The sequence below is a fragment of the Dryocola sp. LX212 genome, from assembly GCA_041504365.1.
Classification (GTDB): Bacteria; Pseudomonadota; Gammaproteobacteria; order Enterobacterales; family Enterobacteriaceae; genus Dryocola.
Genome location: CP167917.1, coordinates 162,491 through 178,951, shown reverse-complemented (window position 1 = coordinate 178,951; position 16,461 = coordinate 162,491). Strand labels below are relative to the sequence as shown.

Here is a 16,461-nt window from a genome sequence, read left to right as displayed (position 1 = left end):
CATCCGACAAAAATTAATAATCCGCGTAAGGCACCAGCGGCTGCGGCGGCATATCCATATCGCCCTGCCAGCCAGCCATGGAGTAGCGCACATAGATCAGCGCGTGGCTTGGGGTGTAGTCCTTCGCCTGCTGAATGTCTATCCCCGCGCCAATCGACCAGTGGGAGTCAATCCTGCGCTCCACCAGCGCCCGCGCGGTATAGCCGAAGCCGTTGCTGCTGCCGCCGGCGGACGGGTCGTCGCGATCGGGGTACAGGCTGTTATTCGGCACCAGGCTTGAGATCGGGTAGCGCTTGCCATCCTTCGATTTCGAGTAGGACCATGACGCGGAGCCGCCCAGCTCCCAGGACCAGTTTTCCGTGCGCTGGCGCCAGATAACCGGCACCGCGAACGAAACGTACTGCTGCGGGCTGTAGTAGCCGCCCTGGCCCAGGAAGTATTCGCTGAGATCTTTGTCGTAGTGCCACAGCATGTTGGTCAGGCCAACGGTCAGGCGGCGGTTATTCTCGTTGATTAGCTTGTGGTAGTAGCCCGTCATGAAGCGTGCCCGCCAGTTGTCCTCAACGTTTTTCCCGGTCAGCGTGTCCGCGCTCAGGCTCGCCCAGACGCCGTTAGCTTCGCCTTTGTCGTAGCTGGTGCTGATGCCCACGCCCGTGGCGCGCACGCCGCCCCAGACCGTGTCGGTATTCGGATCGCGCTGGCCTGCAAACGACAGCATTGAGCTGGAGATAGGGCGACGGTGCGCGTTCAGCGTGTAGCCCACCGGGCCGAGATCGTTGCTGTAGCTGACGCCACCCACCACATCGACCACGTCAAACCCCAGCGGCGTGGTGCCGATATCCGCTTCCCAGGTTTTATTTTTCCAGCCGACGGCCAGGCTTGCGCCGTTCGCCGTCTGGCTGTTGCTGCCGGTACAGCCGTGGTCGTCACAGGTGCCCCAGCGCTCGTTGTAGCCGCCGTTGCTGAACGACCCGGCGTCCATACTCACGATGTCGGTACGGAACCACATCCGCCCGTCACTGAGCGGTGCATCGAGCTGCAGCATGGTGGTATGGGCCTGAAGGTCAGAATACCCCGGCGTGCCGCTCGACCCCCAGTAGTCGTGGTCCAGCGTGACGTTCACATCCTGCTGGCGATAGAGGTCGGCGGCGTCGCTTTTCACGCCGCGTTTCAGCCAGTCGTCCTTCGCATCGTTACGCGTCAGGCGGGTGTAGGTGTCATTGTCCGTCGGGCGCTTATCGGTCACGCCTGCGGAAACCATCGCGTCTTTATAGGTTTCAAACGCCTGCTTCGGCTGGCCGCTGTCCGCCTGGAAGCGGGCGGCGTCACGCAGCACCAGCGCGCTCTCCATGGAAGGCGGCTGGCTTTTGGCTTCCGGGATAATTCGGGCGAAGGTCTGCTGCGCCTGAGCGTTGTCGCCCGTTGCGGCCTGCACGTTAGCCACACGACGTTCAGTATTCAGCGTCGGCGGCTCGCTGGCCGGTGCTTTTTGCATCTGTGATAGCTGGTCGCGCGCCTGCTGCTTATTGCCCAGGGAGACATATTCCTCGGCAAGGCCTAAGCGCGCATCGGTGTTATTCGCATCCCGCTTAAGAATTTGTTCGTACTGGAGCACGGCGGTAGCGCTGTCTCCCCGCTGGGTCGCCCAGTCGGCAAGCGTGAGATCGATACGATCCGACTGCGGCTGCTGTTGCAACAGCGCAATGGCCTCGTCTTCTTTGCCGCTTTCGCGCAGGGCGTTGGCGGTCTCCAGCACGCGATTGCTTTGCAGGCGGTCCGCCAGCTCGTTGATATTGTCATTCCACTGGCTGCGCGGCAGCGTGTTCAGGTGGCTCAGCGCGGCCTCTTCCTGGTTGTTGCCAGACAGATAAAGCCCGTTGGCGTAGACCTGCTCCGGGTCCGTCGGACGGCGCTGGGCCAGGCCGCGCATCAGGGAGTCCGCCTCGCTGCGGCTGCCCGCCGCGCTCAAATCTTTGCTCAGACGATAGGTTATCCACACGCTTTCAGGGTCCAGCTTCAGGCGCTGGCGCTGAACTTCTGCGGCCCGCGCCCACTGCGCCTGGCTTTCCAGCGCGGTGGCTTCCTGCTCCAGACGATCGCCTTCAAGGCTGCGCTCAATATCGTCTATGCTGCGGCGCTGGCTGGCGGAAAGCCCCTGAATAAATGCCGTGGCACGTTCAGGAGACTGGCGGCGATAGATGTTAGCCAGCCCGCGCACCGCGTTGGTATTGCCGCTGTCCATGCGTAAAGCCTGCTGGTAATAGCGTTCGGCGGTGGCGTCGTCTTTCTTCGCAACCGCGGCATCCCCAAGGCCAAGCACCGCATAGCTGTCCGTGTTATCCACGCTGCGCGCCTGCTGGTACTTCAGCTGTGCGCCGTCAGGGTTGTTAGCCTTAAGCTGGGCATCACCCTGTTCAATGAGCAGCCAGTAGCGGTTGGTTTTCAGCAGGCTGTCCCATTTACCCCGGTTGTCGCTCTCGGGATCCATCTTGATCGCTTTTTCAAACTGCTGCACGGCCTTCGCGCGGTTGCCCTGCTGCGAATAAGCCTGGCCCAGCGCGCCAACGGCTTCGCTGTCGCTGTGATCGGCCGCCACGGCCTCCTGCAGTTGAGGAATGGCTTTGCCCGCCGTTCCGGCGCTAAGGGCAGCAAGGCCCTCAGCACGGGCTTTAAACGCAGGATCAGCGAGTTTGTTTTGCTGTTCGACCAGCGCCGCACGGGCGGTATCGGCTTTTTCGCCTTCGCTAAAGACGCTGAGGAAGCGCTGCAGCGCGGCGACGCTCGCCTCGCTTACTGGCATAGCGCTGATTTGCGCATACCAAAGATCGGCGGCGTCCTGGCGGCTGTTGCTCGCCTTCGCCATCTGTTCAAGTACCGCATACCCTTCTTCCCTGCGACCGTCAGCAAACAGCAGGCGCGCAAGGTTGCCGCGCAGCTGAGCGTTGCCAGGGCTTGAGATATTCAGCGCTTTAAGTTTGTCGATGGCCTGCCCGCGGCGGGCGGGTTCTTTCGCCATCAGCGTCCAGTACTCTACTGCCATATCGCCTGCCGGAGGATTACCGTTAAAAATTTTCTCGTAGGCGGCTGCGGCTTCGGCTGTGTGACCCGTTGTGGCAAGCAGCCGTGCCTGCTGCAGCTGCTGACGCCCTTCCGGCGTGGAAAGCGACATCGTGGTCGTCGCCTGCTGGTAGGCAGAAGAGGACGGGGCCAGCTCAGCCAGCCGCTCCAGCTGTTTCTTCGCGCCAGCATGATCGCCCTGACGCAGCAGATAACGCATGCGCGCTGCGATGACATCCGGGTTATTCGGGTCCATCAGCTCAAGACGGTACAGGGACTGGCGTACCAAATCCTCACGTTTGCTGGCTTCCCCCAGCCGCACCTGCTCCAGCAGCTGCTGCTGGGGCGTGACGGCAGATGCGGTCAGGGGCAACAGCACCAGGCCAAGCGATAAGCTAAGAATATTTATTGAGAATTTGCGCATGCCTTGCCCCAGTTCGGGAGTAGCTCACCCTGAGCGTTAAATCGAAAATGTTTCTGGTCCCATCCCTGACCAAAGAGCGTTAATACAGAGTTAAAATAGGCGTCGCTCTGCGGCTGGTTGTCCACAACCCGCTTGCGCTGGACGTCGAGCGCGGCTTTATCGCCCTGTAAGAACGGCAGCAGCGAAGCGGAAAATCCGACCGGGCCATCGCCCTTGCGCTCGCCGGTCACGACGGCAACGTGCTCCGGCGGCAGGCCGCTGTCAGCGGTCATCTGCGCCATTGGCTGCCAGCGCCTGAGCAGCACGGTTTTGTCAGGATCGCTGTCCGCCATCATGCCTGCCCACAGATAAACGCGGATCGCGTCATAGCTGCCCACCAGCGGCTCGCCGGGCTTCATCTGCCAGCCCTTACCTTCTACCCAGTTCACCCAGTCCGGTGCGAAGCCTTTCGGGGAAGTTTCCAGCAGCAGGCGCCGGTTGGTTTTGACCATTGATTTCCACGGGCCTTTGTAGCGCTTGACGCGGCTTAACACCTGGGGCGGCAGATAGCTTGGGTTGAAGCGCCATTCGGGAGCATGGTTAAAGCCGTATTTGCCCGGCAGCAGCATATTGCCGAGGCCCGGCACTTTCGCCACTTCCTCTTTCGCCACCCGCTTTAACAGGCTCTGGCCCAGCCGCGTGTAGTCCGGCTTGTTCCACAGCCGCCCTGCTTCAAGCAGGCTCCAGACAATCCACATATCTGCGTCGCTGGCGGAGTTGCTGTCCAGCACGGTCCAGGTGTTGTCGTCTTTGCGGCCCCACTCCCAGGCCGGGAGGTGGTCTTTCAGGGAGCCCTGGGCAAGATTGTTTTCCGTCCAGCCCAGCAGCTTTGCAAAGGCAGGCTTGTCGTTGGCGGCCAGCGCGAAGAACATGCCGTAGCTTTGCCCTTCGGAGGTGGTTATCTTCCGCTCGCTGCTCGGATCGATAACCCGCCCTTCGTCACTGACGTACGCTTGTTTAAAGCCTTGCCAGGCGGGCCATTCACAGGCGGCCCGCCCGGTGACGGATGCTAATAACAGGCCTGTCATCAGCATCCCCATCCGCAGTTTCATAATTTACTCGTCATCCGGGTCGATACGACGACGGCTCAGAATACGCAGAATTCTCCACAGCACCCACGCCAGCAGCACGACGCTCACTGCGGCCAGGAAGGCCAGCAGCACCGGGTGGGTAGAAAGCGCATACCACAGGCGCTCATACCACGGCAGATGCCCGACGTAGTAGATATCACCAACGCGGATGCCGTTGACGCCGGACTCACGAATAACCGCAACCGAACCGGACATGGCCGCCCGTTTGCCGCTGTCGTTCATCGCAGTGCTCAGCAGCTCATAGCCACGCGGGCTGTCCGCCAGCAGGGCCACCACGCTACGCTGGTCGTTATACGGCGACTGGAAGCCGACGATGGCCGCCATCGGGCCGCTGGAAGAGACGGTGGTTTGCGCATCCGCAGCCCGGTCGATCTTATCTGTCATTACGCTTTGCAGAGCGGACTCGCGCATTGGCGTTTTCACCCAGCTCTTCGCCGCGTCCACCAGCAGGTCAATGCGCTTATCGTCCTTCAGCTTGTCGGGAATAGTGCCGATAATCATCAAATCCGCGTCTTTGCCCTGCACGGTGCTGGCATCGTCGGTCAGCGTGACGTTAATGCCTGGGAAGCCTGTCTGGGAGCCAATAGAGCCCAGCGCATCCAGCATCGCGGTCACCTGCGCTGGCTTCGGCACTTTATTCACCAGCACGATGGTCTGAGACAGGTCAGCCATGCGGCTGAACGGGAAGCCCGCGTTGGCAAATGAACGCAGATCCGGCATGGCGATAAAGTGGTAGTAGCTAGAGAAGTCGATGGTTGACGAGTCATCCACCACCACATGGTTTTGCACCGGCTGATAGGAAATACAGTTTTCCAGCGTCCCGCCCGGCATTGGGTTGGTGTACGAGAAATCAAAGCGCAGCTGGTTTGCCGCCCCCAGGCGCAGGGCCGGAATAGACACGTCAGTTTTGCCGTCCAGCAGGCCCTGCAACACCGGCAGGTGCAGCATCAGCTTGTTACCGGCATCTTTCGGCGCAAGGCTGAAGGATTGCAGGAACTGGTTGTTCAGGCTGATATCCATGCGCGAGCTGTCTTTCATTGGCGGTGCGGTATAGCGATATTTCAGGTTCATATCGATACCGTTGCTGCGCAGCAGATAAAGGTCCGGCGGCAGGTTCATGGTGATGTTAATTGCCGTTGGCTCGAGGCCGCTGGACTGCAGCTGCTCCTCGTAGTTTTTCAGCTCGCCAAGGGTAATCGGACGGTCGGTACGCACCCAATTAGGCGCATCGTAAGGCTTGCGGGGCAGTAGCGGCTTCACCTCATCGATAGTGACGCTGCTGCCGCGGAACAGCACGTTACCCTGTGCGATGCCTTTTGCCGCCTGAACCAGATCTTTATCGTCACGGCCAAAGATCACCAGCAGCTTCACGTACGGATTATCCGGGTGCGACATCATCTCGATGGTAGGCGCTTTGACCGGCGGATGGTCACGCAGGAAGTCAGGGCGCTTATCGTTGGTGGCAAACACAATGCCGTTACGCTCTGGCAGCTGGTTGTAGAGCACCGGGAACTGCTGCCCACGCCAGACGGAGCGGGAGCCGAACCAGGAGGCGATAATCCCGGCTGCACGCTGTTGTTCGACATCCGGCGTGCCGGAAAACACCATCGGCAGCATCAACGCACGGTTATCATTGCTATCAAAGAACGGCACCGGGAAGTGCGACAGATCGTTCTGCACAGGCAGCTTCATGTACGTCAGATCCAGGGAGCTTCCACGACCGACGTCCATCCACAGCGTGGAGCTGCCCGGGTTTTCGCAAACGTCGCGGTAGTGACCGACAAACTGCAGGCGTACGCGGTTAAAATCGGTGACATACAGCGGATCGATAGGCAAATGGGCGGTAATTTTCTTACCCAGCTGCTCTTTGGTCACCGGCAGCACGCCCATCAGCTCATCGTTAAGATAAACCTTCAGGTGTGATTCAACGGGCAGCAGGGACGGGGATGGCGTGTACTCCAGGTTCAGCATCGCCTTAGAGACAACTTCGTCACTGCGCATGCCGAACTCAACGGAACCGTTAGGGTTCATGCCGCGCAGCACCATGTTGCCCGGCGCTGGCGCAATCTGCGCGAAGCTCAGCTTCACGTCGCGAGAAGGGGTGTTTTCAGCGACGACCGGAGCATTCGCCCCCGCAACCCCAGGCATCACCTGGCCCACGACAGAAGACGCCTCCGGCGGTGTTGCAGGCGTCATGGCTTCCGCCGTGCCAGGCGCAGGCGTAACAACGGCCTGCGTAGCAGGCGCAACGGCCGGAACCGTCGGCGCCGCGGTGGCAGCAGGGTCGGCTGGCGTTGCCGGATCGGCAGCGTTTGCCATCATCATCGGCAGGGCATTAAGCCCTATTGCCGCCGCACATAACCAGGATAGTTTTCTTTTCATCGCGTTTTCATCAAAGTTGGGCCAATGCAGACACTGTCCGCTGTTCTGCTCGGGTTTCCGCCGGGCTACGCGGAATAAATGACACAATCCAGTCCACCAGCAGGGTGAAGGTGTGGAAGATAAATTTCAGTAATGGCGGAGCGAACTCTGCCAGATGTCGGTAACCCCTGAAGCCCAGCTTGAAGATGTCCAGCAGACTCTCCAGCGGCTTGTCTTCCGGGAAACTGTCCTGCCATAGCGCCCATGTATCCGCGCGGGCAAACGTACATTGAATAAAATCAATATGCTGTCGGGTCGTCATATCGACGAGCTTCAGGCCAACTTCACCGTCAAAGACGCGCACGACCTGCGCCGGGAAGAAGAACTCCTGCTGCCCGCGTTTGAGCAGCAGGTTCACTTTCTGCCCTTCCAGCACGTTGGCGGAGCCGTCAAGTTTGATCCCTACCCCACCGTCTGAATAATCCAGCACGGTGCAGGGGAAGAGGTGACCGTCTTCGCGGGCGACAGCCGCTGGCATACGAATCTCAACGCGGTGGGAATGGCGAACCTGCTTACTTTCCACCGAAACCGCAACGGCACCGCCGAGTATAATCAGGTTATAGGTCACCCACACGATGCTCACAATACAGGTCAGCGCCTCGTTTTCAGGCCCGTAGAAGAAGCGCCAGATGCCGAACGCGACGCCAAGCAGGTTGAGCATCACCAGCCACAGATACGGCTTGGTGATCACCCAGTCGACATATTCGTTCTCCACCAGGCCGCCCTTCGCCGTCACGTTAAACGTGCCCTTGTGCGGGTTAAACAGCGCCACCAGCGTCGGCTGGGCGATGTACCAGGCCAGCACCGTTTCGTAAATTTCACTCCAGAACGAGTGGCGGTATTTCCCCTGAATTTTCGAGTTCGTCAGGCTTGCGTGAATCATATGCGGCAGTACGAACAGCGCGATACTCAACGCCGGCGCGTAGATGATATAGGCATGAAGCAGCAGAAACGCCAGCGGCGCGGTCAGGAATATCAGCCGTGGAATACCGGACAGGAAGTGGAACATGGCGTTGGCGTAGCACAAACGCTGCGCCAGCTTCAGCCCCTTGCCGAACAGCGGGTTATCGAGGCGGAAAATCTGCGTCATTCCCCGCGCCCAGCGAATACGCTGGCCGATGTGCGCCGAAAGGCTTTCCGTCGCCAGGCCCGCAGCCTGAGGGATACGCAGATAGGCAGACGTCCAGCCCCGTCTGTGTAAACGCAGCGAGGTATGGGCATCTTCGGTCACGGTTTCTACGGCAATACCGCCAATCTCATCCAGCGGCTCACGGCGAATAACCGCGCAGGAGCCGCAGAAGAAGGTGGCATCCCACATGTCGTTTCCGTCCTGCACCAGCCCGTAGAACAGCGTCCCTTCGTTAGGGGTTTTACGGAAACGCCCCAGATTGCGTTCAAAAGGATCCGGCGAGAAGAAGTGGTGCGGCGTCTGCATCATCGCCAGCTCTTTCTCTTTGAAGAACCAGCCCATGGTCAGCTGCAGGAACGAGCGTGTCGGCACGTGGTCGCAGTCAAAAATCGCCACGAACTCGCCGGTGGCGTGCTTCAGGGCGTTGTTGATGTTACCGGCTTTGGCATGCTCATGTGTGGTACGGGCGATGTATTTCACGCCCACCTGTTCGGCAAACTCACGGAATACCTCGCGGCCACCGTCATCCAGAATCCAGATGTTCAGCTTGTCTTTCGGCCAGTCGATGCCCAGCGAGGCGTAAATCGTGCCCTTCACCACGCTTAAGTCTTCGTTATAGGTCGGCACAAAAATATCCACTACCGGCCAGGTGCTGGTATCTTTCGGCATCGGCACCGGCTGGCGGTTGAGCGGCCAGACAATCTGGAAGTAACCCATGATCAGCACCAGCCAGGCGTAGGTTTCCGCGAACAGCAGAATCAGCCCGCACACCAGGCTGACCGGATCGTTCCAGTTCAGCGTCGAGGTATAGCGCCACCAGATATAGCGGCACGACACGGTCAGCGACAGCACGATAAGCACCAGCGCGGCGAAGCGCCCGGGAATGCGGCGCACCAGCAGCGCCACGCCCCACAGCAGCATCAGGAAGATGAACTGGGAAAGCGGGTTAAACGGCTGGGTCACGCACATGATCGCCAGAATAAACGAGAACATCACGATCACGCCTATCAGCACGCGGCGCAGACCTTTACTCAGGTGGCGCAGCTCTTTCTGTTTGCTAAGGTGACTGGTCTGCTCCGAAAAACGCTCGGGCATTTTATCGAGCCAGGCATGCCAGCGTGCGCGGACAGCCTTAATTCTGTTCAGGGTGGTGAAGCGATCCCACATGCTAAGCCGATGTGGACGGGTGGCAACCAGCAGCCAGACGCTTTGCACGAGATAACGAAACGCATCCAGCGGACGAGGGCGGTTCGGATTGAGATGGGGATAAAACTTCGCGTGCTGGGTGCGGATGCGCGACCAGCGGGCGTTCTCAAGCGGGAAAAACATCCACGCCAGCGCCAGCCAGATACAGCCAATCGCCGCGCTGAACGGCGGTGCGCCGTGACGACGATATGTCTTATAGCGCGCGCCAAGCCGCTCGCTCGCAGCAGGCAGCAGCAGCCACTGAGTCAGGCTGGTCATTCAGTCACTCCGGCATGGCTTTTAGCCGAGAAGCGCAGCAGGCACCAGTTGGCAAGCGTCATTATCTCATTGGCAACCAGGGAGTCCGGGCTGTACTCGCCCACCGGCTGCTTGCTGGCCGCCGATTCCGGCAGCGCCTCATCCCGGTGTAGCACAATCGGGATCATGCTGCGCTGGCTTTGCAGCCAGATCTGGTAAATATCATCCTGCAGCTGGCTTGCCACCAGAAGATAGTTAACCAGCAGCAGCGAACCGGCCGGCAGCGTCTGCTGATGCAGCCGCGTATGGCAGTTGGTATCGGGCTTAACAACCGTGATGACGTGATCAATCTGGCTTAATAACTGACGCGTCAGCGGATCGTAGCCGTGCGGCAGATCCACCAGTATCCACTGGTAACGGCCGCTGGCTTTTAACTCTTCCAGCGCGTTGCTGAAATAGCCGAGGGCTTTTTCAAGAGAGGTAAAGGTTTGACGCTCGCCGCAGGTCAACTGCCCAAAAGGCAGAACGTCAAGATGCGTGGTATAGCTCCACGCCGCAGCGTGCCAGTCGCGGTTATCCAGTAGCGCGCGCGCCCAGCCGCCCGTTTCGGCGAACTCAATATTAAAATACAGACGCAACAAATTGTCCGGTGAGGCATCCACTACCAGAACTGATTCACCTAATTGTTGTAAAGACCAGCCAAGCGCTGCGGTGATAGAGGTGGTTCCCACGCCACCACGCAACCCCTGTAACCCAATGATCGCCATCAGGCTCACTCCCTATTGTTGCGTTAATTCTGCCAGCAAAGGCCAACGTTTGAGCGCCGTCGCCAACTGTTCCCGCGCTGATATATCGGTATAATCTATTTCCGGCAAGGAGAAAGCTTTGCTGAGTGCTAAAAAATCATTCTGGAAAGCATAGGCAAGCGGCGTCTCCTGAACATCTTCAGCTTCTTTTTCACGCATTATGACTAATGTTCCTTAACCGTACCCGTGACAAGGATACTGGCAAATGTTCGGAAAACGAAAATTGATTTACAATGCTAAAACCGATGCTGTTTATTTTCAATGTTAGGTTTATTTCCAGGCTTTCGCTAGTAAACTGACATACATACTAATTTTTCATCAAGGGGACGCCATGGAACCCATATTTTCGGTCGGCATCCGTTCTTTGTGGGACGAATTGCGACACATGCCAGCCGGTGGGGTTTGGTGGCTCAACGTTGATCGTCATGATGATGCTGTAAAACTTATAAATCAAACGGTTGCAGCCCATGACAGGCGGGCTAAAGTGGCGGTAGTCACCCAGGGAATTAAACCCCACAAAATAGTTAAATTGGATGATAATCACGGTCCCGAGAAAATTCGCCTTTTTAGCATGCCGGCCTCAAAAGATGGTCTAAAATATATGCGCCGCGATTTGATGTGTAGCCTCAATCCGGAGCATTATTTCTTTATTTTGCTACTTTCTGAACAATCCTGGGAAAATATATCTGCTGAAGAACTGCGTCAATGGTTGCAGGACCTTGCAAAATGGACCCAGCGCTATAAATGCAGCATCTTATTGCTTAATACCGGAAATAAAAGCGATAAACAACGCTCTTTATTGGTTAGCGAGCACAGGATCCTTAACGGCCTCGCGACGATGCGCTATCAGGGAGACATTTGCCGCTACGACGTCTCCTTCTGGTGCAACGAGAAGGGTGTCAGCGCCCAGCAGCAGCTCGATCTACAGTGGCAGAACGAGGAGTGGCGGCTAGTGGAAACAGCAGACGCCGACCTGCAGCCGCGCAGCGACGAAAAGCAGATCCTCAGCCACAGCGCCATCCTCGAAGGGGCACCGCCGCTCTCCGAATACTGGCAGCTGTTCAACACTAACGATGCCCTGTTTGAGGCGGCGCGCAGCGCGCAGGCGTCTACGGTCATCTTCTCGTTGGCCAAAAATAACCAAATTGATGATCTGGCCCACCAGATCCACACCCTGCGCCGCCAGCGCGGCAGCGCAATGAAAATTGTCGTCAGAGAAAATAATGCCAGCCTGCGCGCCACGGACGAGCGGCTGCTGCTGGGGTGTGGCGCAACGCTGATTATTCCCTGGAACGCACCGCTCTCCCGCAGCCTGACGATGATTGAAAGCATTCAGGGCCAGCAGTTCAGCCGTCACGTGCCGGAAGATATCAACCTGCTTATTGAACAGATGCAGCCGCTTAAGCTGCGCGGCTATCAGCCGTGGGACGTCTTCTGCAATGCGGTTGTCGCACTGATGAACAACACCCTGCTGCCGCAGGATGGCAAAGGCGTGATGGTCGCCCTGCGTCCGGTTCCTGGCCTGCGGGCCGAACAGGCGCTGACGCTGTGCCGCCCTAACCGCCTGGGTGACATCATGACCATCAGCGAAAACCGCATCACGCTGTTTTTACCGTTCTGCCGTATTAACGACCTGGATATCGCGCTGAGCCACATCTTCCCTCTGCCTGCGGGCGATATCTTTTCCAACCGCATGGTGTGGTATGAAGATAACCAGATTTCCGCCGAAATCGTGCAGATGCAGGCCATGAACCCGGAAAAGTGGAACAAACCGCTGGACGTCTCGCTGGAAATTAGCGAGGCACGCCGGGTAAAACATAACAGCCAGGCCGTGCGACGCATCGCCGTACCGACCACGCTCCTTAAAGCGGCAAACCAGGAACCAGCGGAATAACCATGAACCTGACCGATATCCTGCAGCTCATCGCCCTGTGCGCGATAGTCTTTATCCCGTTTGGCTACGTGAGCCATCGCTGGCTGCCACGCCTGACGGCAACGATTCGACTTTTATTCCTGAAACCACGTTACGTGAAGCCAGCCGGCACGCTGCGCCGCACTTCTGTCAAGGCAGACCATCGACATGACTAAAAAAGTACCGGCGGGATCTCCGTCAGCCCCCTTGTGGCAATCCTGGCGCGGCCTCGGTGGCTGGAACTTCTACTATCTGCTGAAGTTCGGCCTGCTGTGGACGGGCTACCTGAATTTCCACCCGCTGGCCAACCTGGTGTTCGTCGCTTTTCTGCTCTTCCCGCTGCCGAGCCTCAAGCTCCACCGTCTGCGCAACTGGATTGCACTGCCCGTGGGGATTGGCCTTTTCTGGCACGATACCTGGCTACCCGGCCCGGAAAGCATCATGAGCCAGGGCTCGCAGCTGGCTGGCTTCAGCATGGACTACCTGATTGACCTGGTAACACGCTTTATCAACTGGGAGATGGTCGGTGCCACCTTCGTGCTGCTTGTTGCCTGGCTGTTCCTTTCCCAGTGGATCCGTGTAACCGTGTTTGTGGTGGCCGCGCTTATCTGGCTGAACGTGCTGACCATCGCTGGTCCAGCTATTTCGCTATTTCCGAGCGCAGCGCAGGCGCCAGCAGCGGCTACGGCGGGCGCGACCGCCGCCGCGACAGAAACCGGCGCTGCCATCGCTCCGGTGCCTGGCGATATTCCGGCCCAGACCGCTCCGCCAACCACTCAGAACCTGACCGCCTGGCTGAACAGCTTCTACGCAGCCGAAGCAAAGCGCGTGACCACCTTCCCGACCTCGCTGCCTGCGGATTCACAGCCGTTTGAGCTGCTGGTGATCAACATCTGCTCGCTCTCCTGGTCAGATATTGACGCCGCGGGCCTGAGCGATCATCCGCTTTGGAAGCACTTTGATATTCTGTTCAAGAACTTTAACTCGGCAACCTCCTACAGCGGTCCGGCGGCGATTCGCCTGCTGCGCGCCAGCTGCGGACAGCCGTCGCACAAAAATCTCTACTCGCCGGAAGGCAGCCAGTGCTACCTCTTTGAAAATCTGGCCAAGCTTGGCTTCAGCCAGCACCTGATGATGGACCACAACGGCGTGTTCGGTGACTTCCTTAAAGAAGTGCGCGAATATGGCGGCATGCAGTCGCCGCTGATGGATCAGAAAGGGTTGCCGACCGGCCTGCTGTCGTTTGATAACTCCCCGGTCTACGACGATACGGCCGTGCTGAACCGCTGGATGGAAGGCAAAGAACGCGAGCCAAATACCCGTAGCGCAACCTTCTATAACCTGCTGCCGCTGCACGACGGCAACCACTTCCCGGGCAACAGCAAAACCGCAGACTACAAAGTCCGCGCCCAGAAGCTGTTTGACGAACTGGATGCGTTCCTGACGACTCTGGAGAAATCGGGCCGTAAAGTGATGGTGGTGATTGTGCCGGAACACGGTGCAGCGCTGAAAGGCGATAAAATGCAGGTCTCCGGCCTGCGCGATATTCCAAGCCCGGACATTACCCACGTGCCGGTCGGCATCAAATTCGTCGGCATGAAGGCGCCGCACGATGGTGACGCCATTGAAATCACTCAGCCAAGCAGCATGCTGGCGGTGTCCGAGCTGGTCGCCCGCTCCGTCGACGGCAAGAACTTCGTAGCCGACCAGGTGGACTGGGATGCCCTGACGAAGAACCTGCCGCAGACCGCGCCGGTGTCTGAGAACTCGAACGCGATAGTGATTCAGTATCAGAACAAACCTTATGTGCGCCTCAACGGCGGCGACTGGGTGCCTTACCCGCAGTAATGCTGAAACAAAAACGGATGGCGCAATGCCATCCGTTTTTTATCCTCCCTTCACTTAAACCGCTCCACCGCCCATTCGATAAACACCCGCAGCTTGGCGCTCAGGTGGCGGTTGGAAGGATAAACCAGGAACATATTTTCCCCCGGCGGCAGCCAGTCGCCGAGCACGCTGACCAGCTCGCCGCTTCGCAGATGAGGCTCGGCCATAAACCTCAGCGTCTGGATTATCCCCAGCCCCGCCAGCGCCGAGGCCAGCAGCGCGCTGCCCTCGTTGACGCTGACCTGATAGCGATAAAGCAGCTCCATCGTTTTTCCCCGGTCGACAAAGCGCAGCGGCAGCACGCGGTCATTTACCGCATGGCGATAGTGGGTCAGCGGGTAGCCCTGCTCCAGTTCAGCGGGATGTTTTGGGGTGCCGTAGCGGGCGAGGTAGTCAGGGGAGGCGCAGGTCACCCATTTCAGCTCGAACAAGCGGCGGGCAATCAGCGTAGAGTCGGCAAGCGGGCCGCTGCGGATCACGCAGTCCGCGCTGTCGTTAATCAGGTCGATATTGCGGTCGCCCACGCCGAGGTCTATCTGAATCTGCGGATAGCGCTCAAGAAACTCCCTCAACGCTGGCAGCAAAACGTGCTTTGCCGTTCCTCCGCCCACGTCTATCCGCAGTACGCCCTGCGGCGCGCTCTGGGATTCGGTCATGCAGCCTTCCATCTGCTCCAGGTCGGCGAGCCACTTCACCGTGCGGCGGTAATAGCACTCCCCTTCCGGCGTCACCGATACGCTCCGCGTGGTGCGCTGAAAAAGCTTGGTTTGCAGATGATCTTCCAGGTTCTGAATCAGCTTAGTGACGGTGGCTTTCGGCATGCGCAGAGAGTCCGCCGCGCGGGTAAAACCGCCCGTCTCCACCACGCGGTTAAAAACGCGTATTGCCTGTAAATGATGATCCATAGCGCTCTCAGTGGCAGCCCCGGATACTGCCCGGGACTGTTTATCGGAAGGAATAATCGTTATGACTGTTTAGCGCTAATCAGGCTGGTGCGCAAGGAGAGGCCGAACACCAGCGCGGCGGAAAGAATCAGCGCCCCGCCGAACAGCATCGCGCTGCTCACGCCCTGCCAGTCGACCACTTCACCGCCCAGCAGCGCACCGGAAGCCAGCGCAATCTGGATAACGCAGACCAGCAGCGCCTGCCCGGCTTCGGGAGCCTGCGGCACATGTTCGAACATCCAGTTTGTCGCACAGACGGGCACCGCACCGAACGCCAGGCCCCAGACCAGCACCATCAGCGTGGCGCCCGGCAGGCCGCTCAGGAACGGGGAAACAATCAAAATGCTCGCCAGCATGGCAGCGACCAGGATAAACGTGGCGCGCAGGCTATGCGCCGCCAGGCGCTCCCCGGCAAACGTACCCAGCAGCCCCACGGCACCGTAGGCCAGCAGCTGCACGGATATCGCCGAGGGACTCAGCACAAACACCTGCTGCAACAGAGGGCGCAGGTAGGTGTAGGCGGCGAAATGCCCGACAAACAGCAGCACGATGGCGATCAGGCCAATGCGTGCCATCGGCAGGCGGAACGGCAGCAGCAGATCCTGCGGCGTGACGGGGCGGGATGGCGGCACGGGGGTTAACAGACGCAGCTGGGCAATGAACACGCCGACTGCAAGGGCCGCGCTGCCGAAGAACGCCGCGCGCCAGCCGAACAGATCGCCGATCAACGCCCCGGCAGGTACACCACAAACCGCGCCTACGGACACGCCGCTGATAATCAGCGCCACGGCCCGCCCCTGGCTGGCTTCGTGCACAAGATGACGCCCGTAGTTCATCGAAAAGGACCAGAATCCCCCCACGCAAACGCCGAGCAGCACGCGGCCCAGCAGCATCATCGGGAAATTCACGGCCACGGCGGAGATAAGATTAGAGACCACCAGCAGCGCGGACAGCCCAATCATCAGCCAGCGCCTGTCGAGACGTCCCGAAATCAGGCTAAGCACGGGAGCGGCGACGGCGGCAACAATCCCCGGCGTGGTGACCATCAGCCCCGCCGTACCCGTACTCACGCCCAGCGAAGGCGCTATATTGGTCAGCAGGCCGATAGGCAGGAATTCGGTGGTAACCATCACGAAGCAGGCAACGGTCAGGGAAAAAACGGCCATCCACGATGTCAGTGCAGGTTTATCTTTATTATTCAGCATAGTAACGCTCATCTCAGGTAGAAGCGCGATCCGCGCACCGGGCGCGGAAGTGACAGGGATCACAATCTACGCAGACCTGCAAAAGCGATAAATCCATCAAACA

Annotated in this window: 11 protein-coding genes; 3 read left to right on the top strand and 8 right to left on the bottom strand. The window is 59.0% G+C overall.

What is annotated here, in order from left to right:
• Nucleotides 1-13: 13 nt before the first annotated feature.
• Genes bcsC through bcsR form a run of 6 tightly spaced genes read right to left on the bottom strand, consistent with a single transcriptional unit; the run spans nucleotide 14 to nucleotide 10,569 of the window.
• Nucleotides 14-3,481 carry a cellulose synthase complex outer membrane protein BcsC gene (gene bcsC / locus ACA108_00865; GenBank protein ID XEX96127.1) on the bottom strand — a complete coding sequence of 1,156 codons (3,468 nt, stop codon included), beginning with the start codon at nucleotides 3,479-3,481 and terminating at the stop codon, nucleotides 14-16.
• Nucleotides 3,463-4,572: a cellulose synthase complex periplasmic endoglucanase BcsZ gene (gene bcsZ / locus ACA108_00860; GenBank protein ID XEX96126.1), complete on the bottom strand. Its 1,110-nt coding sequence runs from the start codon at nucleotides 4,570-4,572 to the stop codon at nucleotides 3,463-3,465. The genes bcsC and bcsZ overlap by 19 nt, the downstream gene beginning before the upstream one ends.
• Nucleotides 4,573-4,575: 3 nt before the next feature.
• Complete coding sequence (gene bcsB, locus ACA108_00855) at nucleotides 4,576-6,993, bottom strand: cellulose biosynthesis cyclic di-GMP-binding regulatory protein BcsB (protein XEX96125.1); 2,418 nt, start codon at nucleotides 6,991-6,993, stop codon at nucleotides 4,576-4,578.
• A 10-nt stretch (nucleotides 6,994-7,003) separates the two neighbouring features.
• Nucleotides 7,004-9,625, bottom strand: a complete 2,622-nt coding sequence (gene bcsA, locus ACA108_00850) for a UDP-forming cellulose synthase catalytic subunit (protein ID XEX96124.1) — start codon at nucleotides 9,623-9,625, stop codon at nucleotides 7,004-7,006.
• Nucleotides 9,622-10,371, bottom strand: coding sequence for a cellulose biosynthesis protein BcsQ (gene bcsQ, locus ACA108_00845; GenBank protein ID XEX96123.1), 750 nt, complete (start codon nucleotides 10,369-10,371; stop codon nucleotides 9,622-9,624). Before bcsQ ends, bcsA begins: the two co-directional genes overlap by 4 nt.
• A gap of 12 nt (nucleotides 10,372-10,383) precedes the next feature.
• On the bottom strand, nucleotides 10,384-10,569 hold the full coding sequence (gene bcsR / locus ACA108_00840; protein ID XEX96122.1) for a cellulose biosynthesis protein BcsR: 186 nt from the start codon (nucleotides 10,567-10,569) through the stop codon (nucleotides 10,384-10,386).
• A 172-nt stretch (nucleotides 10,570-10,741) separates the two neighbouring features.
• Between bcsR and bcsE the strand changes: the two genes are divergently transcribed.
• Genes bcsE through bcsG form a run of 3 tightly spaced genes read left to right on the top strand, consistent with a single transcriptional unit; the run spans nucleotide 10,742 to nucleotide 14,170 of the window.
• Nucleotides 10,742-12,304 carry a cellulose biosynthesis protein BcsE gene (gene bcsE / locus ACA108_00835; GenBank protein ID XEX96121.1) on the top strand — a complete coding sequence of 521 codons (1,563 nt, stop codon included), beginning with the start codon at nucleotides 10,742-10,744 and terminating at the stop codon, nucleotides 12,302-12,304.
• Between the two features lie 2 nt (nucleotides 12,305-12,306).
• Entirely contained in the window at nucleotides 12,307-12,498 is a 192-nt protein-coding gene (bcsF, locus tag ACA108_00830) for a cellulose biosynthesis protein BcsF (GenBank protein XEX96120.1), read from the top strand.
• Nucleotides 12,491-14,170: a cellulose biosynthesis protein BcsG gene (gene bcsG / locus ACA108_00825; GenBank protein XEX96119.1), complete on the top strand. Its 1,680-nt coding sequence runs from the start codon at nucleotides 12,491-12,493 to the stop codon at nucleotides 14,168-14,170. Before bcsF ends, bcsG begins: the two co-directional genes overlap by 8 nt.
• Nucleotides 14,171-14,220: 50 nt before the next feature.
• On the opposite strand, the gene ACA108_00820 is transcribed toward bcsG, so the two are convergent.
• Both ACA108_00820 and ACA108_00815 read right to left on the bottom strand, forming a co-directional pair.
• Nucleotides 14,221-15,114 carry a LysR family transcriptional regulator gene (locus tag ACA108_00820; protein XEX96118.1) on the bottom strand — a complete coding sequence of 298 codons (894 nt, stop codon included), beginning with the start codon at nucleotides 15,112-15,114 and terminating at the stop codon, nucleotides 14,221-14,223.
• Nucleotides 15,115-15,173: 59 nt separating this feature from the next.
• Nucleotides 15,174-16,358, bottom strand: a complete 1,185-nt coding sequence (locus tag ACA108_00815) for an MFS transporter (GenBank protein XEX96117.1) — start codon at nucleotides 16,356-16,358, stop codon at nucleotides 15,174-15,176.
• Between the last annotated feature and the right edge of the window lie 103 nt (nucleotides 16,359-16,461).